The organism is Microbacterium arborescens (assembly GCF_030369635.1).
In the GTDB taxonomy this organism is placed as follows: domain Bacteria; phylum Actinomycetota; class Actinomycetes; order Actinomycetales; family Microbacteriaceae; genus Microbacterium.
The window spans coordinates 1,180,267-1,200,767 of record NZ_CP128474.1 but is presented as its reverse complement, the minus strand read 5'-3'; the positions used below and the strand labels follow the sequence as shown (position 1 = coordinate 1,200,767).

15 protein-coding genes are annotated in these 20,501 nt (G+C 70.5%); 4 read left to right on the top strand and 11 right to left on the bottom strand.

What is annotated here, in order from left to right; genetic code table 11:
- Positions 1–14: 14 nt before the first annotated feature.
- The 7 genes from QUC20_RS05650 to QUC20_RS05620 all read right to left on the bottom strand — a co-directional run bounded on the left by QUC20_RS05650 (position 15) and on the right by QUC20_RS05620 (position 7,629).
- Positions 15–701, bottom strand: coding sequence for an ABC transporter ATP-binding protein (locus tag QUC20_RS05650; RefSeq protein ID WP_120263005.1), 687 nt, complete (start codon positions 699–701; stop codon positions 15–17).
- Positions 698–3,040 (bottom strand): FtsX-like permease family protein, encoded by a 2,343-nt coding sequence (locus QUC20_RS05645; protein WP_289331210.1) that lies wholly within the window; start codon positions 3,038–3,040, stop codon positions 698–700. Before QUC20_RS05645 ends, QUC20_RS05650 begins: the two co-directional genes overlap by 4 nt.
- A 2-nt stretch (positions 3,041–3,042) precedes the next feature.
- A complete protein-coding gene (locus QUC20_RS05640; RefSeq protein WP_147374353.1) occupies positions 3,043–3,696 on the bottom strand; it encodes a TetR/AcrR family transcriptional regulator in 654 nt (217 codons plus the stop codon).
- Entirely contained in the window at positions 3,696–4,457 is a 762-nt protein-coding gene (locus QUC20_RS05635; RefSeq protein ID WP_120263008.1) for an ABC transporter permease, read from the bottom strand. The genes QUC20_RS05640 and QUC20_RS05635 overlap by 1 nt, the downstream gene beginning before the upstream one ends.
- The gene (locus QUC20_RS05630; protein ID WP_120263009.1) at positions 4,444–5,391 is read right to left on the bottom strand and encodes an ABC transporter ATP-binding protein; all 948 of its coding nucleotides are present in this window, start codon (positions 5,389–5,391) and stop codon (positions 4,444–4,446) included. Before QUC20_RS05630 ends, QUC20_RS05635 begins: the two co-directional genes overlap by 14 nt.
- Positions 5,392–5,425: 34 nt before the next feature.
- On the bottom strand, positions 5,426–6,760 hold the full coding sequence (locus QUC20_RS05625; RefSeq protein WP_120263010.1) for a heparan-alpha-glucosaminide N-acetyltransferase domain-containing protein: 1,335 nt from the start codon (positions 6,758–6,760) through the stop codon (positions 5,426–5,428).
- A 107-nt stretch (positions 6,761–6,867) separates the two neighbouring features.
- A complete protein-coding gene (locus QUC20_RS05620; RefSeq protein ID WP_289331209.1) occupies positions 6,868–7,629 on the bottom strand; it encodes an alpha/beta fold hydrolase in 762 nt (253 codons plus the stop codon).
- Positions 7,630–7,720: 91 nt separating this feature from the next.
- On the opposite strand from QUC20_RS05620, the gene QUC20_RS05615 reads away from it, so the two are divergent.
- Positions 7,721–8,440: a DUF998 domain-containing protein gene (locus QUC20_RS05615; protein ID WP_289331208.1), complete on the top strand. Its 720-nt coding sequence runs from the start codon at positions 7,721–7,723 to the stop codon at positions 8,438–8,440.
- 32 nt (positions 8,441–8,472) lie between these two features.
- Positions 8,473–9,660: a heparan-alpha-glucosaminide N-acetyltransferase domain-containing protein gene (locus tag QUC20_RS05610; RefSeq protein WP_289331207.1), complete on the top strand. Its 1,188-nt coding sequence runs from the start codon at positions 8,473–8,475 to the stop codon at positions 9,658–9,660.
- Here QUC20_RS05610 and lysX read toward each other — a convergent pair.
- Positions 9,602–12,967 carry a bifunctional lysylphosphatidylglycerol synthetase/lysine--tRNA ligase LysX gene (lysX, locus tag QUC20_RS05605; RefSeq protein ID WP_289331206.1) on the bottom strand — a complete coding sequence of 1,122 codons (3,366 nt, stop codon included), beginning with the start codon at positions 12,965–12,967 and terminating at the stop codon, positions 9,602–9,604. The genes QUC20_RS05610 and lysX overlap by 59 nt on opposite strands.
- Before the next feature lie 184 nt (positions 12,968–13,151).
- Between lysX and QUC20_RS05600 the strand changes: the two genes are divergently transcribed.
- Positions 13,152–14,342 (top strand): alpha/beta hydrolase, encoded by a 1,191-nt coding sequence (locus tag QUC20_RS05600; protein WP_289331205.1) that lies wholly within the window; start codon positions 13,152–13,154, stop codon positions 14,340–14,342.
- A 16-nt stretch (positions 14,343–14,358) separates the two neighbouring features.
- Here the strand turns inward: QUC20_RS05600 and QUC20_RS05595 are convergent, their stop codons facing one another.
- From QUC20_RS05595 to QUC20_RS05585, 3 genes are read right to left on the bottom strand one after another with little or no spacing between them, the layout of a single operon-like run.
- On the bottom strand, positions 14,359–15,837 hold the full coding sequence (locus tag QUC20_RS05595; protein ID WP_289331204.1) for a sensor histidine kinase: 1,479 nt from the start codon (positions 15,835–15,837) through the stop codon (positions 14,359–14,361).
- The gene (locus QUC20_RS05590) at positions 15,834–16,571 is read right to left on the bottom strand and encodes a response regulator transcription factor (RefSeq protein ID WP_120263016.1); all 738 of its coding nucleotides are present in this window, start codon (positions 16,569–16,571) and stop codon (positions 15,834–15,836) included. The genes QUC20_RS05595 and QUC20_RS05590 overlap by 4 nt, the downstream gene beginning before the upstream one ends.
- A gap of 55 nt (positions 16,572–16,626) precedes the next feature.
- The gene (locus tag QUC20_RS05585) at positions 16,627–17,037 is read right to left on the bottom strand and encodes a barstar family protein (RefSeq protein ID WP_289331203.1); all 411 of its coding nucleotides are present in this window, start codon (positions 17,035–17,037) and stop codon (positions 16,627–16,629) included.
- A 132-nt stretch (positions 17,038–17,169) separates the two neighbouring features.
- On the opposite strand from QUC20_RS05585, the gene QUC20_RS05580 reads away from it, so the two are divergent.
- Positions 17,170–20,415 carry a glycoside hydrolase family 9 protein gene (locus QUC20_RS05580; RefSeq protein WP_289331202.1) on the top strand — a complete coding sequence of 1,082 codons (3,246 nt, stop codon included), beginning with the start codon at positions 17,170–17,172 and terminating at the stop codon, positions 20,413–20,415.
- Positions 20,416–20,501 lie beyond the last annotated feature (86 nt).

Below are 20,501 nucleotides of genomic sequence, written 5' to 3'. Positions count from 1 at the left end.
CGCGTTCCCGGGCGTCATCGAACCGCGTCGAGTCGCCCGTCGAGAAGGTGATGACGCGTCCCGGCCCTCTCGGCGACGACGGGGTCGTGCGTGACCAGGACGACCGTGGTCCCTCCCCTGTGCAGTTCCGCGAACAGCTCGACCACCGCATCCGCGGCATCGCGGTGGAGAGCGCCGGTCGGCTCATCCGCGAAGACCACGTCGGGCCGGTTCACCAACGCTCGGCAGATGCCTGCACGTTGACGTTCGCCGCCCGATAGCGCCGCAGGTCGGCTGTCGCGCACGTGGCCCACTCCCAGTCGCTCGAACAGCGCGTCGACCCACCGTCGAGTTCCGCGCGCTGCAGCCCCTCGACGCGCCAGGACGGGGAGAAGCACGTTCTCCCCCACCGACAGCTCGTCGAGGAAGTCGGCGTGCTGGAAGACGAAGCCCATCCGCTCCCGCCGGAGCCGCGATGCTCGACGGTCATCGAGCTCGCCCAGGTCCACCCCGTCGAAGCGAACCCGACCACGGTCGGGCCGGTCGAGTCCGCTCAGGCAGTGCAGGAGCGTCGACTTGCCCGAACCACTCGGACCGGTGAGACAGGTGAACGACCCGGCCTCGATCTCGAGATCGACATCATCGAGCACGACCGTCTGCGCGCCCGCGGGCGACCGGTAGGCGCGTGTGATCCCGCGAGCCGTGATCAGGGAAGTGGTCATGAGGCGTCCTTCCGTCGGAACGCGGTCGTCACGGGAGAGGGGATCGACGCGGACACGGCGCTGGATGCTGCCACCGCCACGACGGCGATCGCCACGGTCACCGCAGCAGGCAGAGCATCGGAGGGGAGCGCGACCGCTCCCCCGCCCAGCGCCGAGAGGATCGCGCCGAGAGCCGCCGGCGCGAGGGCTTCGGCGGCGACGACGCCCAGGGGTGCAGCGAAGGCGGCGACGATGACCGCGCGCAGCGCGACCGTCGCGCGCACGGAACCCGCGGTGAAGCCGATCGTGCGCAGAGCGCGGAGCCCGCGTCGGTCTCGCACCGACTCGAGCCGGGTGAGCAGCAGGACGACCAGTATCAGCACGCCCGCGGCGAAAGAGGCTGCTCCGATCGCGGACGCCCGCAGGGTTTCGATCGTGCCACCGAGCGTCTGCTCGACGAACCGGCCGACGCTCGTGACCGTCGCCGTCGGATGGCGCGCCTCGAGATCCGAGACCACGCGCTGGACGTCGCTCCCCGGCGCGACGTCTGCGGTGACCGTCTGCCAGGCGACGGGCCCCGGCACCGCCCCGCGCAGTGTCCGGGCCGAGCGCCCGCCGTTGGTGATGTCCTGGTAGAGGCCCGTGATCTCGACATCGCTCCGGGGCCCCTCGTCGCCGCCGAGTCGCACCGTGTCGCCGATACCCACGCCCCACGTCTGCGCCGCGAGGAGCGACAGTGCGACCTCGTCGTCGCGGCCCGGCTCGTGCCCGGAGCTGTACATCGGCGACGGGACGGATGCGTCGACCGTCTCGATCACGAGGTCGGCCTCGTACCCGGCGGCCGCGACCGCCACCCGCCGACTCGTCGACATCGCCGACCGCACGACGTGGGGGGCGTCTCGCAGGTCGTCGAGCACCGCCGCCGCTGTGCCGCTGGGAGCGGTGGCCGGAACGAAGACACGCACATCGCTCTGACCGATGCCCATCGTGGCGACGAAGTCGGGCGACGCGACCGTCTGGGCGAGGCGCAACGGGACGACCGCGATGACCATCGCGATCACGACAATGCCGAGCAGGAGAACGGTGCCCGCGGGGCGCGTGAGCCTCGACCGGATGCCCAGCCACAGAGGCACGGGTACGAGGGCCGAAGCGGGCAGCCAGGTCGCCGGTGGCGCGCCGGAGCGCTGCGTCGCAGCCACCGGGCTCAGTCGTCTGACCCGGCGCAGGACGAGCGCGGCCGAGCAGATCGTGGCGACCAGGACCGTCGCGCCGGCGCCGACGGCCACGGCCGCCGCCATCGTGCCGGGCGCGCCCCCGGTGTCGGCCACCACACCCGCCGTCAGAACAGCCGTCAGTGGAACAGCCGCTCCCATGCCGAGACCGACCCCCACGGCCGCGACGACGGCGTACCGCACCAGGTACTCGCCGACGACACGGGCGGACGAGAACCCGAGCATGCGCAGCAGCACGATGCGCGAACGCTCGTTCTCGAGGGTGGTGAGGATGACCAGCCGGAGGCACAGGGCACTCACCGCGAAGACGACCAGGGCGACGAGCAGAAGGCACGCCGCGACGACGCCGTCTGTGATCGAGCCGATCAGGCGCAGAAGCGCGCCGTCGACCGCGGGGCCGTCCGCCGGCAGGCCCGCCGCGCGGTAGGCGTCGGCGAGCGCGACCGCATCGCCGTCGGTCTGGAAGGTGACGATGCTCTGCTGCGGCAACACAGCGGCGAGCTCCGCCCAGTCGGCGTCGTGCAGCAGGAAGCGTTTGGAGTTGACGATGCCCGGATTCATCTGGGCGTCCCGGAGGCGATCGGCGATCACGAAGCTACGGGTCGATCCGCCGACCGCGACGCTGATGGTGTCCCCCGGTTCGAGGTCGTACTCGCGCATGTAGAAGACAGGCACCGCGATCTCGCCCCGCCCCAGCACCGGCGCGACGTCGTCGCTGCCGAGGAGGATGTCGAACCGCTCGCTCTGGGTCACGAGGAGGATCTCCATCACACCGGTGCGTGCGGCGTCGCTTCGACCATCGAGCACCAACCCCGCGTTCTCGAGTCGGAGCACGGTGGCGACCTGATGATCACGGACCTCGGGCCGCGATGCGGCGAACGCCGCGATCTCAGCGGAGTCGACGGGCCCGGCGTGCATCTGCACCCAGTCCGGGGCTTCGGAGGCGGCGAAGAGACGTTCGGCGCCTCCCGCGACCGCTGCCCAGGTGACTGCGCCGGCGCTCGCGCTCGCTGCCGTCAGGGCGGTGAGGATCAGCAGGGCGGCCGAGGCCAGCGGCGCTCGACGCAGCGCGGCGATGCGGGTCGGGAGAGCACGGCGACGCAGCTCGCCGGTTCGTGGCGGCCGCATCCTCAGTCCCATGACCAACCGGCGAGGACGACTCCGAGGGCGACGTCGAACTGACGCGCGGGATCGGGACTCCATCCGGCCCGCGCGAGCATCTCGAGATGCGGGGTCGGCACGGACTCGGCCGGACGGGATTCCTCGGCGAGACGGCGACCCGCCCCGGCAGACGGCGCCGTGTCGCGTCCCGCGGGGGGTGTGTACTCCCCCAGGGCGGACGCGACTGTGAGCATGACGAGCGTGTTCACGAGGTCGCCGAGGCCCGCGGCGACGGGGGCGCCGGCAGCGATGATGCGGCCGAGGGCGTCGTCGGCCCACCGCAGGGCGCCGGGTGAGGAGATGGGCCGGGTCGCGACCACCGGGATGAGGTGGGGATGCCGCGAGAGCCCGAACCGGATGCCGCGCATGACATCGGCGGCGTATGCCCGCCAGTCCCCGGCATCCTCGAGGTCGGGCAGCTCGCAGCCCACCCAGAACCTGTCGGCCACGGCATCCACGACGTCACCCTTGTCGGCGAAGTGCCGGTAGAGCGCCATCGGATCGACTCCCAGCGCGGAGCTGAGCCGTCGCATGGTCAAGGCCTCGACCCCGCCCTGGTCGATGATGTCCGCCGCCGCCGCGACGGCCTGCTCGCGCGTGAAACGTGCCGGGCGAGGAGACATCACGACCACCGTCCGCGCCGCGAGAACGCGACCACGGCGCCGACCGCGAAGGCGCCGGCGAAGGCGAACAGAACGGCCACGGAGGCGAGGATGTCGTGCAGTCCGGCCCCGTCGAGACTCAATGCGCTCAGCGCGTCGAGCGCCCAGAAGGCGGGTGACACCGGCGCCACGGCCCGCAGCGCCTCGGGTAGCGCGGCGACCGGTCCGAATGCCCCGCCGAGTCCGGCCATGAGCATCGCCACGATGCTGCAGACGGCGAGCGCCTGGTCCTGAGTCGCGAAGGCGCCCACCACCAGCACACCGAAGGCGACCATGACGAGCGAGAACGCGAAGCCGACGACGGCGATCCCCATCCAGGAGCCGGCGGGACGGTACCCGAAGAGGACGACGCCCCCGCCGAGCACGACACCGAGTTGGAGCAGCTGGGCGACGAAGGCGGCGAGCGCCTTCCCCGCCAGGAGCGAGGGGAGGCCCGCCGGCGAGATCCGCAATCGTTCCCACGTTCCCGACTGCATGTCGCGGTGGAACGCCACGACGATCTGCTGGACGCAGAGCATGGCGAACAGCACCGCGAGTCCGGGCACGGCGTACTGAGCGCCGGACGCACCGGCATGGCCGGTCGCCGCGAGCTGAGCGCTCGCTCCCGGCAACAGGAACGGTACGAACAGCAGCGGGATCACGATCATCACCAGGATCGGGGCGGGATCGCGCCGCAGGATGCGGGCATCGATCGCCGCGACAGCAAGGCTACGCCGCAACACCGTCTGCCCCCTCGCTTGCCGTGTCGGCGCCGTCCAGCAGGCGCAGGTAGGCGGTCTCGAGCGATGATCGCCGGATGTCGACCTCGACGACTCGCCCGCCGTTCGCGGTCACCTCGTCGATGCCTCGAGCGAGCAGCCGGCCTGGATCAGTGCCGTCGGCCACACCCACGAGCCACTCACCCGTCCGTCGCCACGGCGGAGACACCTGATACGCCTCGCCGCCGACCGTGCGGAGCGCGACCCGGGCTGAGCCCCAGCGGGCGATGACCGCATCGACCGTCCCGAGGTCGCGGATCCGTCCGCCTCGGAGGAACGCGACGTCCGCTCCGAGACGCTCAACCTCATCGAGGTGATGCGTCGTGTACAGGACGGCCGCGCCGTCATCAGCGAGCGACCGCACGAGGTCGACGATGCGAGCGCGAGAGCTGACATCGGCGGCGACGGTCGGCTCATCGAGGAAGAGGGCGGCCGGTCGGTGCACCAGGGCCATGGCCGTGTGAAGCCGCCGACGCTGTCCCCCGCTCAGGCGGTCTGCGCGGCGATCCGCGACCGCATCGAGGTCGAGGGCCGAGATCAGCTCGTCGACCCGCACACGCGATGCGCCGCCGCGCACACCGTACAGCGCACCGAATCCGGCGAGGTTCTCCCGCAGGGTGAGGGTGGGATAGACCCCCGTGTCCTGCGGGGCGCATCCGACGAGCGCCGCGAAGCCGGGCGCATCGGGCGACAGGCCCGCCACCGACACCCCACCGGCGTCGGGGCGCAAACGGCCGGTCGCAATGGCGACGAAGGTCGTCTTGCCCGCGCCGTTGGGCCCGAGCAGGGCCGTCACCTGCCCCGGCTCGATGTGGATCTCGGCATCCGTCAGCACCGGCCGCGATCCGAATCGCTTTCGGACGCGGTCGATGTGCACGCCGGATTCTCTCGCGGACATCCCGTCCCCTCTCGCTCAATATCTACATTGTAGACTAACGAGCGACGGGTTGCTCATTCCCCAGGCTCGCGGCGGGCCCCCGCTCGTTCGCGGGCAGATCTACACGGCGCGCGACGCCCGCCACGACCGACTCGAGCGGACCCCGGCCCCGGCTGAGCGCCCACATGGTGCACGCCGCGAGAAGCACCCCCATGCTGGCGATCCAGAACCAGGCACTGACGGCGGGATCGCCATCCCCCGAAGCGAGACCGGGGGCAAGGGCGAACGGCGAGACCAGGACCGCGAACGAGACGACATGGGCCGTGTACGCGGTGAGGGGCATCGACCCCACGGCGGCAAGCGGCACGAGCAGCGCGCGCAGCGGACGAGCGAGGAGCAAGCACGCGCCGATGACGGCGACGGCGAATCCGCCCGAACCGACGATCTCCCACGTTCCCCCGGAATGCGGCGCGACGCCCCACGCTTGAGAGAGCGTGGCTCCGAGGTCGACTTCGCTCAGACGCTCCAGGTAGCCGCGTGTATCGGGACCGATCGGCGAGGACGATTCCGGCAGAAGCGACGACGTCCCGGCGGAGGACAGCGCGGATAGCGACGACGAGGAGCTGTCCCAGCCCGATAGCCAACCGCGCACCGTCCCGTTGAACGCGTCGCCGAGCCCGTAGCCTACGGCGGCGAACCCGACACCCGATCCGAACAGCACCGCCGCGTTCCGCACCCGGTCGAGCCGCAGCCGCCCGAGTGCCATCCCGGCGAGAACCAGGGAGAGCCACACGGTCAGCGGGTAGGAGCCGCTGATGAGGAAGTCGACCGCGGTGCCGCCGATTCCCTGGGGGATGCCGGTACCCGCGAGCGTCACCGCACGCAGGAGCGCGAGGAGGGACGGCCCCGCTACGGCGATGGCGACCGCGGCGAGCGCGAGGGTGCGTCGACGGAGCCCGAGGAAGGGTATGAGGATGAGGAACACGATGCCGTAGATGGGCAGGATGACGGCGATCGTGCTGCCGAGCATCTCCAGTGCGAGGCCGAGGGCGAGGACGACGAGGGCACGGCCGGCCATACGCAGACGAGCGGACCGCAACGCTTCTCCCCGAGGCGGCTGCCCGCGGCCGGTCGCGAGCGCGACCGAGATACCGGCGACCACTGCGAAGAGGATGGCGGAGCGCCCCTGGACGAGCGCGGCGATGTCCGGCCCCTCGGGACCGGCGACCATCCACACGATCCCGACGTGCGCGCCGATCATGCCGAAGATCGCGAGACCGCGCGCCACATCGACGCCCATGAGCCGAGGCGGGCGGCCGACGTCGCGCCACCGATCCCGCAGCGGCGGCCTGAGCTTCACGGCGGGTCGATCGGTCGGAATGGACGGCATGGACACGACAGCCTCTCCTCGGCGATGGGCCGGACGACGGACGGGCACGTCCGATGTCTGTCCACCGGGGGCCCGCCCCGACCGTAGGGCGGTGCCCTGTGCGCAGATTAAGCGGGTGCCGCGTACCGGACGAGGCGTGGGTCTACCACGCCAGGCCGATCGATCCACGCGCGCACGATGTCGGCAACGGCCGCGGGAGAGGACAACGGCCACGAATGTCCCGCGCGAGGCACGAAGGCCGCTTCGGACTCGAGCCCGGCGGCCGTCAACCGCCTCGTGAGTATGACGGCGGAGCGCCGGCAGTGCGCCGATTCGCGCTGTCCCGCCAGCGCGAGGACTCGGGTCGAAGCCAGCTCCACGCCGGCGAGCGACACGCCCGCGAGAACCTGTCGGCTCAGCCGAGAGTAGTCGCCGATCCGCACCGGCCGCGTCGACGCCAGATGCGCACGGCGCAGATCGTCGGACAGCCGCATCTCTCGGGCGAGCAGCCGGTGCGTGAACGGCATCGCCATGACCGGCCAGCTCATCACATCCAGAAGCCGACCCCACCACGGCACTGGCGACGTGCTGATCCCGGTGAGCACGGCGGCGTCGACCAGGGCGGGATGCCGCGCGATCAGACGCAGAGCGACGTCCGCGCCCAGCGAGAACCCCACGACGTGCACGCGACCCAGACCTCGCTCGCGCAGTGCTCGCGACACGGCGTCTGCGGCGTCGTCCATCGTCGTCCACCGTCGATGGCGCTCGGCGCCGTGCGCGGGCAGATCGAGAGCCAGCATGTGGCGCTCATCTCCGAGGAGAGTCATATGCGGAGTCCATGACACCGCGGCGAGCCCGCCGCCATGGAGGAAGACGATCGGGGTGCGCATGGCGTCACCATAGGTCAGCCGTCTCCCGGATCGCTCGGCGCGCGACTCGATGCTTACCCGAGCCATATCCCGTCCGCCTAACCTCCGGGGCGTGCGCGCGCCGACCCCGACCGACACCATCGCCCACGTGCTCTTCGTCTCGGCGGCCATCGCATACTCAGGCGTGATGTGGGAGGCCCTCGCCGGCTACCCGCTCGACCCCGCCCGCGCGTATCTGTCCGAGCTTGCAGCCGAGAATCAGCCGACGAGCGCGGTCTTCCGCAGCCTCGATGCGCTGACCGGCGTGCTGGTGCTGATCGCGATGTCACTGCACCGCTCTCGATGGATCTCGGCAGCGGCGGACGTGACGGCGCGCTGGTCGGCGATGTTGCTCGGCGCTTTCGCGGCGCTCACCGTCGCCGACTCCCTCGTGCCTCTGGCCTGCGCCGGTTCGGCGGATGCAGCCTGCGCCGCTGCCGATGCGGCGGGAACGCTCGGGCTCGCCCACCAGGTGCACGCCGTGACGAGCTCGAGCGCGCTCGCCGCCGCGACAGCGTCGGCGGTGCTTCTCGCACTCGCGACCGGAAGACGACGCGGAGCAAGCCCCCGTGCCCGACCCGCCTCGCGAGTCTTGCGCCTCTGTCTCCGTGGGGGCGTCATCGTCTTCGTCGGAACGACGGTCGGGGTCAGCCTTCTGGCCGTCCTCAGCGCGAGCTCGGGCACCCTGCCCGACGGGGGCGGCTATCTCCAGCGAGCCCAGGTCGTCCTCCTGAGCGTCTACATCGCCGCATTCCCCGCCGTGATGAGCACACTGGCCCGGAGGCGGGTATGACGCCCCCGGCGGCGGCGGCTCACTCACGGCGAGTGGTCGGGCTCGATCTCTTCCGCACCATCGCAGTTTTCGGGATGCTGGTGGCGCACGTCGGCCCCGCCGCCTGGACTGCGGGCGAGGGGTGGGGCACCGTTCACGTCGGCTGGGAGCTGTTCCACTCCAGGATGCCGGCGATGTTCGCGTTCGCGGCGGGAGTCTCCCTCACCCTCGGATCACCGACGGCCCCGGACCGGGCCACGCCCGAGACGGCACCGACCGTCATCCGGGCCGCCCTCTTGGCCGTCTGCGGAGGAGCGCTGGCAGCGCTCGGTACGCCGGTCGCCGTCATCCTGACTTTCTTCTCGGTGTGGTTTCTGCTGGTGCTCCCGTTCCGGCGCTGCACCCCCCGCACACTCGTCGTCGCCGCGGCCGTGTGGGCCCTCATCGGCCCGCCGCTCTCCGTGCTGCTCCGTCGCATGATCGGCAGCGAACCCGGCTTCGCGTGGTCGGTGCTGGTCGCGGGCGACTACCCCGCACTGACCTGGGTGCCCTTCGTCCTCGCCGGGTTCGCCGTGGGCCGATTCGATCTGACGCGGCGGACCGGGCGCCGAGCGCTCGCCGTCGTCGGCACGCTGCTCACCGCTCTTGCCTACGGCGGCGGGGGTGCATTCCTCGCTCTCGGCGGTGTCGATGCGCTCGCCGCGGCCCGGGGAGTCTCCGAGGGCGGTCCCGCGGCCGCAGCGGAGGTCGCCCGCGTCTTCTACGGCGAAAGGGGTGTGACCGACACGAGCAGCCTGTTGTGGCTGCTCGTACCGGCGCCACACTCGGGCAGCTGGGCAGACGTCGCGGGATGCCTCGGCGTCAGCGCCCTCCTGCTGTCGGTGTGTCTCACCGTCGGCGACGCCGCCCAGCGCGCCCGCGCCGCACTCCGCGTCGCCCCGCGCCTCGCCGGGATAGCGACCACAGCGCTGGCCGCCCCCGGCGCGATGGTGCTGTCCGTCTACGCGGCTCACATCGTCGCGATGGCGCTCATCACCGCGACGACGGGGCATTCCTTCGGTCCCGCCCAGAGCATCGGCACGCTCGCCGCGTTCACGATGGGATTGACCGCGGCGTCCGTCGTGTGGTCGAGATTCGAGCCTCGCGGCCCCCTCGAATGGGCACTCGGGCGAGTGACGCTTCTCATCGTACGAATGGGAAGGCGAGCGTCTGCCGGATGGTCGCGCCCGTCGCGACCATGACAATGCGGTCGACTCCGAGTCCGAGGCCGCCGGTGGGCGGCATCCCGAACTCGAGGGCTGCCAGGAACTCCTCGTCGAGCTGCATCGCCTCCGGGTCACCGTGTGCCGCCCGCAACGACTGCTCGGTGAGACGTCGCCGCTGCTCGACCGGGTCGTTGAGCTCCGTGTACGCGGTGCCGAGCTCCATTCCGCCGGCGACGAGATCCCAGCGCTCGGCCAGCCCCGGGATGCGCCGATGCGGTCGCGCCAGAGGCGACGTCTCTGCCGGGAAGTCCGTGTAGAAGGTCGGCTCGACGGTTCGGGGCTCCACGAGCTCCTCGTACAGCGACTCGATCATCGTCCCGACGCCTGCGCCCCCGGCGACGGAGACGCCGTAGACGGCGCACACGTCGCGCAGGGCCTCGGGGTCGTGATCGGGTCGGATGGGGATGCCGATGCAGTCCGTCAGGGCATCGCAGACCGCGACCACGCGCCACGGCGCCGAGACGTCGATGCGCTCGCCGCTCGGAAGCAACATCGTCGCGCTCCCCGAGACGGCGACGAGCGCCGATCGGATCAGCCGCTCGGCGAGCCGACGCATGTCGTCGTAATCGGCGAAGGCACGGTATGCCTCCATCGCGGTGAACTCCGGATTGTGGGTGGCGTCGACGCCTTCGTTGCGGAAGTTGCGACCGATCTCGAACACCCGCGGGAAGCCGGCGACGATGAGGCGCTTGAGAGCGAGCTCGGGGGCGATGCGCAGCGCGAGCTCGCGGTCGTAAGCGTTGATGTGGGTACGGAAGGGCCGAGCCGTGGCTCCGCCGTGCGTGCGCTGCAGGACCGGGGTCTCTACCTCGAGATAGTCCTCTGCCAGCAGGCAGTCGCGCAGGGCGCGGGTCGCACGCGCCCGCGCGCGGATCAGCTCGGCCGCGTCGGGCGATGTCGCGAGGTGCACCTGTCGCTGGCGGACCTGCACCTCGGGGTCGCGCAGGCCGGTCCGGCGGTTCGGCGGCTGCCGCAGCGACTTGGCCGCGACCTCCCAGGAATCGGCGGCGATACTCGGCTCGCCGCGGACGCTGCGCACGGGCGCTCCCGAGACCGAGATCAGATCGCCGAGATCGATGCCCCGCAGCGCCCCGTAGCCGCGCGTGCGGCCCGCGGCGGCGATGACCTGGAGCCCGACGTGGTCCTCGACGATGTCGAGGAAGGTGATCCCGCCGTGCCTGCGACGGCCGAGCACCCGGCCGACCACCGACACGGGCTCGAGGGGCACCGCCGTCGACCCGGCGCTCTCGATGTCACGACGCACCTCGCTGAGCGCCGCCGTCCGCGCGACACGGGGAGGGAAGGGATCGCCACCGGAGGCACGGATGCCCTCGGCGATGCCGATTCGCCGAGCCGTCGAGGGCGACACCGGGTGTACCGGCGGCAGCCCGATAACCGGCGTACCGAGAGCGCGGACCGCAGCCGCGAAGTCCGCCGAGCGCGGGGCGGACTGAACATGCCACCGGTGCGGAGAACGCGCGAAGCCTTCGGCTCGTGCGACGGCGAGCACGACCGATGCGATCGTGGTGCGGCGTGACCACATCAGCAGTCGAGGACGCCAGTCCGGGTCGTACTTCTCGTTCGCCCGCCGCAGCGAGTCGAGCTGCCAGTGCCGGGAGAGCATCAGCAGCATGCGGCGCTTCGCCCGCAGCAGGGGTCCGGCACCGACCCTCGCCCCACGGACGAAGACATCCCGCAGAACCGCGAAGTTCAAGGAGACGCGCGTCAGCCCCAGGGCAGGCGCCTGCGCGACGAGTTCGGAGACGAGGAACTCCGTCGCCCCGTTGACCGACTCGGGGTGACGACGCATGACATCGAGAGAAACGCCATCGCCGTTCCACGGCACGAACACGAGGAGAGCCTTCACCACACCGTCGCCGTCGTGTGCCGTCGCGACCAGCGCGTCGCCGTCCGAGGGGTCGGCGAAGCGCGAGAGCGCCATGGAGAAGCCGCGCTCCTCAGCGCCATGACGCCAGTCCTCGGCGAGGTCGGCGAGAGCGATGAGCTCCGCGTGCGGGATATCGCGCTGCCGTCGGAACTGGGCGGTGTAGCCCGCACGGCGCGCCCGCCGCCGCGCGGACGCGACCTGGGGCGACCGCGTCACGGCTTCGGCATGCGGTCCGTTCAGACGAAGGACGGCCTCGTCCCCCAGCACCATGCCTCGCATACCCCGTCGCTGATAATGATGCGCTGCGCGCTCCGACGCGGCGAGCACCGCGGGCCGCCAGCCGAAGTGGTCGACGACCCGAAGCCACTCGTCGATCGCGGCGTCCCACTCCTCCTCCGGCCCGACGGGGTCACCGCTGGCCAGGGCGACAGCTCCGACGACGCGATACGAGACGGCAGAGCGCCGTGAGGGCGAGAAGACCGCCGACTTGTCGCGGCGGGTCGCGAAGTAGGCCAGCGCGTCGTCGGTGCGGTTCGAGGCCAGGATGCCGCGTAGCTCGAGCTCCTCGCCCTCGGTCAGCAGCTGGCGGGCCCGGGCACTGCGCAGCAGCATTGCGAGCGCGATCAGCAGGGCGACGGCGGAGATCGACGACACGACGGTTTCGATGCTCTGGTGGAGGCCCGCGGCCTGGACCTCGACAAGGGTCGACGACGGGAACACCCCCGTCGCCGAGTAGAGCGCCCACCACCAGCTGTCAGCCGCCGACTCGCCGGGTCCGGCCGTCATCCTCGCGAGCACACCGCCTGTGAGCACTGCGACGGCGACCCCGCCGAGGAACACCGCTGCCGCACGAACGTAGGTCGATCGCGGCAGGACCGCGGAGTACTGGCCTCGAGCGACGAGGAGCAGCACGACGAAGGCCGCGGCCAGCACCGCTGCCACGACGTCGACCCGCTGGATATCGGTGGGAAGCACCGATCCCTCTCGAACTGCCTCCAGCAAGTTGGTCAGCGGCAGCAGGACGGTAGGCAGCTCGAAGAGGACGAGGAAGACGAGGGCTCCTCGGAGGCGTCGCTTGGAAGCAGCACCGACGACGAACAGCAGCACGGCGTTGAACAGCACCGGCTCGGGGCTGAACCCGAACACCGCGAAGTACGACGTCGCCCAGTAGATCCCCTCGGGCAGCACGACGTCGGTCACGGCGACCAGCACCATCGTCGCCGCGATCGCCTGCAGCACGCGCCCCACCCACAGAGGCACACTCGCCAGTGGGTGGTGCGTCTTCGGCCGACGGGCGTGGGAAGGCTGTGCAGACGGGGCGATGCGAGGTGCTCGCGGCGCGCGCCCGTCGTCATCGGCGGCGGTGCGACGCGGACGCTCCAGCAGAGTGCTCATGGGTGTCTCCTCGGATCAGGGCCGCGTCGCAGCAGGACGGCCGGTCGGTGCGGTCATGTTCCTGCCGTCCGTTAAGCCCCCGATATGACTTGGACGGCGGGGGCGGGGGCGATCCCACTCCCGCTCGTACGCTCGGATCAGCCCGCCGCAGCACGCTGCGAGCAACACGACGAACGGATGCCACGTGGACCCCGACGCTCCCATCGACGTACCGCCGACTCTCCAGCAGGACCCGGGTTCCGACCTCCTGTCGACCTACTGGCCGGCCGCGGTCGGTCTCCTCTTGGTGGCCGCGGGCGTCGTCCTGAGCGTGCGCATCCTGCGCGCTCGGCGCACCCGATCCCGCGCGCGTCGAACGCTCTTCGGCGGCGCCGCGGTGACAGGCACCGCCGTCGTCCTGGTGCTCTCGCTCGCTCTCGGGGTGAACACCTGGGTCGGGTATTTCCCGTCGGTGGCCACTCTCAGCCGTTGGATCGACGACAAGACCAGGGAGCCCGTGGCGGAGCTGCCTGCTGCCGCCGTTACGGCAGAGGGCGCCTCGAATGTTCCTCTCACCGAGGGCGAACGAGTCACCACCGACACGAACGGGTACTCCTTCCTGACCGCCGTTCCATCGACCGCGGCCCAGGTTCCCGCCACGGGGGCTTGGGTCTACCTCCCCCCGGGCTACGACGCTCCCGGCAACACGCGACGATATCCCGTGATGTACGCCCTCCACGGCGCACCGGGCAGTGCAGCGGACTGGTTCGCCGGCGGGCGCATCGACTACCTGCTCGACACACTCATCGCGAGCGGCTCGGTGCCGCCGATGATCGTGGTCTCCCCTGACCTCAATGCCGGCTCAGCGCGTGTCGACGATGAGCCACTCGATCGCCCCGGGGGCGCGCAGCTCGAGACTTTCGTGACACGCGACGTCGTGAGCTGGGCCGACGGCGCGCTCCGCACGGTCGCCGACAAGAAGCACCGGGTGATTGCGGGCATGTCCGCCGGAGGACTCGGCTCGCTCCTCTACGGACTGCACAGCCCCGAGACGTTCGGCGGGGTGCTGTCGATCATGCCGTACACCGCCCCCTACACCGCCTCGGTCGTGGCGGACCCGCAGGCCAAGAAGCGCAACTCGCCGCTCGATGTCATCGCCGCGACAGCGAACGATGCCGTCGATCGCTCGCAGGTCTTCTTCCTCGGGCAGGGCGATCGTGAATCGGCCGCCGAGGCGACGGCGATCCGCGACGCGCTTCGCGGACAGGGGCGGACGACGACACTGCGCGTGCTCCCGGGACTAGAGCACAACTGGGTCGCTGCCCGGACGATCGCTCCCTACGGACTGATCTGGACCGCGATGCACCTGGGCTGGAACACGGAGCAGACGGAGTGACCCGCGGCCGTCGGAGTCAGTCGCCCACGACGATGGGGATGCGGATGACGAACCGGGTGCCCGCACTCGAGCTGACGACCGACACCTCGTATCCCGACGCGATTGCAAGGGCCTGCACGATCGCGAGCCCGAGGCCCACCGTGGAGCGTTCCCGCGTCTGCGACCGGCTGCCGGCTTGGGTGAATCGGTCGAAGATCGTCGGCAACGCGTCGGGGTCGATGCCCGGACCGTCATCGTTGACGCTGAGCTCGACGGCGGTCTCGGTCTTCCCCACCGCGACCGTCACACTCGTGCCGTCGGGGGTGTGGTGTCCGGCGTTGGCGACGAGGTTCAACAGCATCTGCCGGATCGCGCCTTCATCCCCGACCACGGTGACGTCCTCGTCAGGCAGGGCGATGCGCCAGACATGTCCCGGATAGGCGAACCTCGCATCGGACGCGGTCTCCACCACGATCATCGAGAGTTGGACGTCATCATGGGCCACCACGGGGTCGGCATCCAACCGCGCCAGCAACAGCAGGTCGTCGACGAGCGCGCTCATCCTGGCCGCTTCCGAGCCGATGCGCTGCAGCGCACCCTGGGCCTCGCGAGGGTCGGCGTCGGCGCCGGGCTGGGCGTAGAAGTCGGCGTAACCGCGGATGGAGGCGAGGGGGTTCCGCAGCTCGTGGCTCGCCTCGGCGATGAAGCGACGCATCGATTCCTCCGCGCGGTGGCGTGCGTTGAGCGAGAGTTCGACATGGTCGAGCAGGCGGTTGAGCGCGTCCGCCACACGGTCGGTCTCCGACCCGAGATGCCGCACATCGCGGGGAACACGGCGTTGCGGCGCGATCTCTCCGGATGAGAGCGGCGTGGCCGCCACTTCATCAGCGATCTCGGCGACCCGCTCGAGCGGGTCGAGCTGTTGTCGGGTCCAGCGCCAGCCGAACACCGCGGCGAACGCTGCGATCGCTATCCCGACGACCGCGAGCCAGAGCGCATAGGTCCGAACGACGGTGTCCGCGTCGGTCAGACCGACGCCACTGACGATCGTCAGCTCTCCCCCGTCCTCGGCGACCACGTCGGACGCAGTGACGAGGTACATCCCGTCGTCGGCGACATCGGCCTGGGCGGTATAGCCGCTCTCTCCCATCGCGGCGCGCGCGTGAGAGAGCTCGACGCCGGTCATCGGGCGGTAGTCGTAGTCGCGGGTGAAGAACGCCGAGACGACGACCTCGTCGTCCTGCACGACGAAGAAGAACCCGTCGGACGGGACCGCGAGCGATACGTCGTCGAAGGTCGGAACGCTCCCCGTCGCATCCACCGCCGTGAGGGTCTGACTGATGGCGGTGTCGTTGGACAGGTACAGAGTCGACTCGGCCTGGGTGACGAGGTTCTGCCGGAGGATCGCGACGGAGACGATGCCGAACACGGTCACCGCTGCCAGGAGGAGACCCGAGATCATCGCGACCGAACGGCCGCGCAGGGTGCGCAGGCCTCCCGACCGCGCGGAGGTCACGACGAGGCCGGAGCGGTCGGAGCAGCCCGCAGGATGTAGCCGACGCGGCGCAGCGTGTGGATCATCGGCTCACGTCCGTGATCGATCTTCTTGCGCAGATACGAAATGTAGATCTCCACGATGTTCGACTCCCGTCCGAAGTCATACTCCCAGACACGGTCGAGGATCTGCTCCTTGCTGAGGACCCGATCGGCGTTGAGCATCAGGAAGCGCAGCAGCGAGAACTCCGTCGCCGTCAGCCGGATCGGCTCGCCCGCCCGTGTGACCTCGTGGTTGTCCTCGTTCAATCGCAGGTCGCCGACCTCGAGCATCGGCGTCGGCGCGCCCTGCAAGAGCATGGGGCTGCGTCGCAGCAGTCCGCGCAGACGGACCACCACCTCTTCGACGCTGAACGGCTTCGCCACGTAGTCGTCGCCGCCGGCGGCGATGCCCGTGATGCGGTTGGCGACGGTGCCGTTGGCGGTCAGGAAGAGGACCATGGTCTCGCTCAGCTCGCTGCGCAGCGTTCGCAGAACCTCGACGCCGTCGATGTCGGGCAGCACGACGTCGAGCACCATGAGATGCGGCCGCATCCGTCGCGCCGTCTCGATCGCGCTCGCCCCGGTCGCCGCGACCTCGACGATCCAGCCCTGCCGCGAGAGCACCGCCCCGAGCAAGTGGCGCAGGTTCGGCTCGTCATCGACGACGAGCACGCGAATCGCGGGATCGGACAGCGGGGACGACGTGAGCGACATGACTTCATGCTCCCGCGCGAGGATATGCGCCCGTTAAGAAAACCAGCGACGAACCTCAGGCGAGGACGAGCTCGAGCTCGGGGTGACCGGCGAAAACCTGCAGGACCAGCTCGAAGTACGTCATCCCGCCACCCCGCTCGAGGTCGTCCAGCGCGGCCCGCGCCGGACCGACGGCATAGATGTCCGGGCGCTCGAGCTTGGCGGCGAGGTGGACGCGCGTGAGCGGGATGCCCAGCGCGTCTCGTGAGACCGCCGAGTCAGCCCAGACGACGCGCGCGATCGACGTGTGCGCGAGGACGCCGAACCCGCCGTAGAGGAGGTCGTCGAGCGCGTCGAGACTCTCGCCGAGACGCCACTCCTCGTCGGCCATGAAGACGCGGTTCAGCTCGGCGTAGAGCGACGGGATGTCGCGCACCCGCCCGCCCTCGATCCGCAGGTCGACGGGAGCGGACGGCGCGCTGTTCACATGCCGAGGCTAGCCGCCACGACGACGAGCCCACGAAGCACGGCCGAACAGGCCGATCGCGGCCGGAGGCGTTCTGCTAGCGTTCGTGGGAGCGCTCCCTGGGAGCGCTCTCAGACGAGCGAAGGAGCTTGAATGGATGCGATGAAGCTGCGTCGGACGAGACGCGCGACAGCCGTGATCACGACGGGGATGCTCGTGGGAGCCGCGATGACCGCCCTTCCGGCGGTCGCCACCGCGGCCCCGGCGGAGCTCGTGCGGAACGGAGACTTCTCGACCGGCCATGAACCCTGGTGGTCGGCCGGTGTCGACAGCTTCGACACCGCGACCGGCGCCTTCTGCGCCGGGGTGCCGGACAGCGAGAACCCCTGGGACGTACTCGTCGGTCAGAGCGACCTTGCCCTGGCCGACGGCGTCACCTATACGTTGACGGCAAGGGTCCGCGCCGATGCGCCCGCCACGGTCGTCACGCAGGTCGCGCCCACGGTCCCGGATGCCGTCTACACGACGTATCTCTCACAGAGCACACCGCTGACCGTCGAATGGCAGCAAGTCAGCGAGGAGTTCACGGCGCGCGACCTGGGAAACGGCACCGTATCGGAACTGCAGTTCCGCCTCGGCGCCAACACCGCCACCCGGTTCTGCGTCGACGACGTGAGCCTGGTCGCCCAGGACGGGTCGACTCCCCCGGTCATCCCGGTCGGCGACGACGAGCTGCTCCCCAACCCCACGCTCGACCAGAGCACGGCCCCGTGGTGGACCAGCGGACCGGTGTCACTGTCGAACCCCGCGCAGCGGATGTGCGCGACGGTGACGGAGCAGACGCCCGACCTGTGGGACGTGCTCCTCGGCCACAACGACATCTTTCTGCCCGGCGACACCGGATTTCGCCTGAGCTTCACCGCATCCGCCTCGACGGGCGCGACCATCTCAGCCAAGGTCGGCACGTACACGGGCGCGTCGCCGACCGACTGGATTGAGCAGTCCTTCGCTCTCGGGCTCGAACCGCAGCAGTACGAGGTCGCTTTCGCGACGACACCGGCTACGGAGTACCACCTCGGCCAGGTGCAGTTCCGCCTCGGTGCGGTACCGGCCGGAACCGACATCTGCTTCGACGAGATCTCACTCCAGGGCACCGCCTACTCGTACACGGCCGACCCCGGCCCCGCCGTCAAGGTCAATCAGGTCGGGTATCTGCTACACGGCCCCAAGCGCGCGACCGTCGTGTCGGGTGCCACGGCACCGCTGCCGTGGGCCCTCGAGGCACCCGACGGATCCGTCCTCGCCGAGGGCGAGACCGAGCCGGCAGGCTTCGACGCAAGTGCGGGAACCGCCGTGCACACGGTCGACTTCGGCTCCTACTCCCAGGAGGCGGCGGACGTGAGGCTCCGGGTCGGCGCCGACACCAGCCATCCGTTCACGATCTCCGCCGAGGTCTTCCAATCGCTGCGCACCGATTCGATGCGCTTCTTCTACACGAACCGATCCGGCATCGAGATCGACGGCGACATCGCGGGCGCGGAATACGCTCGCCCCGCCGGCCATGTCGACACGTCACCGAACCAGGGCGACGGGAACGTGGGGTGCCTCGAACCGCAGACGTGGTCCGGGGGATGGACCTGCACCGATCGACACGACGTCCGCGGCGGCTGGTACGACGCAGGCGACCACGGCAAGTACGTCGTGAACGGCGGAATCGCCGTGGCCCAGGTGATGTCCGCCTACGAGCGAGCCGTTGCCGCGGGCACGGCGGACGCGCTGGGCGATTCGACCCTCGCCGTGCCCGAGCGCGGCAACGGCGTGCCCGACATCCTCGACGAAGCGCGATGGCAGATGGAGTTCCTGTTGCGGATGCAGGTACCCGCCGGTGACCCGCTGGCCGGGATGGCCTGGCACAAGGTGCACGACCGCGCGTGGACCGGGTTGCCCCTCATGCCGCACGACGACTCGCAAGAGAGGCTGCTGCACCGACCGTCGACGGCGGCGACGTTGAACGTGGCTGCCACCGCCGCGCAGGCAGCACGCCTGTTCGCGCCGTTCGACGAAGAGTTCGCGGCGCGGCTGCTCGCCGCCGCGGAACGGGCCTACGACGCCGCGCTCGCCCACCCCGATCTGCTCGCCCCGGAAGAAGACGGCACGGGTGGAGGAACGTACGCCGACGACGTGGTGACCGACGAGTTCTACTGGGCGGCAGCGGAGCTGTACATCACGACCGGCAGCGACCGTTACCGCGCCGAGCTCGAGGCAAATCCGCTGCATCAGTCGGATGTGTTCGGGCCGGGCGGCTTCTACTGGGGAGACGTGGCGGCGCTCGGCCGCATGCAGCTCGCCCGGTTCGCGACAGACCTCCCCGACATCGACCGCATCCGCGGGTCGGTGATCGATGCCGCCGAGCGTCTGATCGCCGATCAGCGCGCACAGCCGTTCGGTCAGCCGTACGCGCCGGATGAGGGGCTGTACGACTGGGGATCGAACTCGTCGGTGCTGAACAACCAGGTCGTCCTCGGGACGGCGTTCGATCTCACCCAGCGCCCGCGGTACGCCGATGCCGTCGTCGAAGGGTTCGATTACCTGCTGGGCCGCAACGTGCTCGGGCAGTCGTACATCACCGGGTACGGCACGAACGACGCGCGCAATCAGCACAGCCGGTGGTACGCGAACGCCCTCGACCCCGCCCTGCCCCATCCTCCCGTCGGCACGGTCGCGGGCGGGCCCAACTCGTCGATCCAGGACCCCGTCGCGGGAGCCTGGCTGCAGGGGTGCGCACCGCAGGCCTGTTACGTCGACAACATCGGGGCGTGGTCGGTCAACGAGATCACCGTGAACTGGAACTCGGCCCTCGCCTGGGTCTCGTCCTTCGTCGCCGACCTGGGTGACGGCTTCGTCGCCGTCACTCCGCACGCGGTGGACGACCTCGCGTCCGGACCTGCGGATGCCGCTGTTGCGGTGAGCCCGCTCGCCAACGACCTCCCCGGCGATGCCGACGTCCCTCTCGTCCCGTCCTCGCTCACCCTCCTCGATGCGTCCGGCGCGCCGACCACGTCGGTCGTCGCCGACGGTCAGGGTCGCTACGAGCTGAATGCGGACGTCGTCTCGTTCGTTGCGGACGCCGGGTTCGAGGGCACGGCGGTTCCGGTGAGCTATCGCGTGGCGGACGCACGGGGAACCGAGGTGACCGCCACCATCACGGTGACGGTGACGGCCGGCCCCGGTGAGCAAGTCGCCGAATCCGGCGCGGCGGACACGACGCCCGCCGGTGCGGCGAGGGGCGTCCTCGCGCGCTCGGGTGGTGACCCGCTGCCGCTGTGGATGCTCGGCGGAGTGGCCGCGGCCCTCATGTCGGCGGGCGTCGCATTGCTCCGTCGGCGACGATTTGGCTGAGTCAGCGCGGCCCGCTCGGGACATGCTCCCGAGCGGGCCGCGTCGTCCGTGTTAGCTTTCGAGAACCGCGACCGACAGCCGGAACG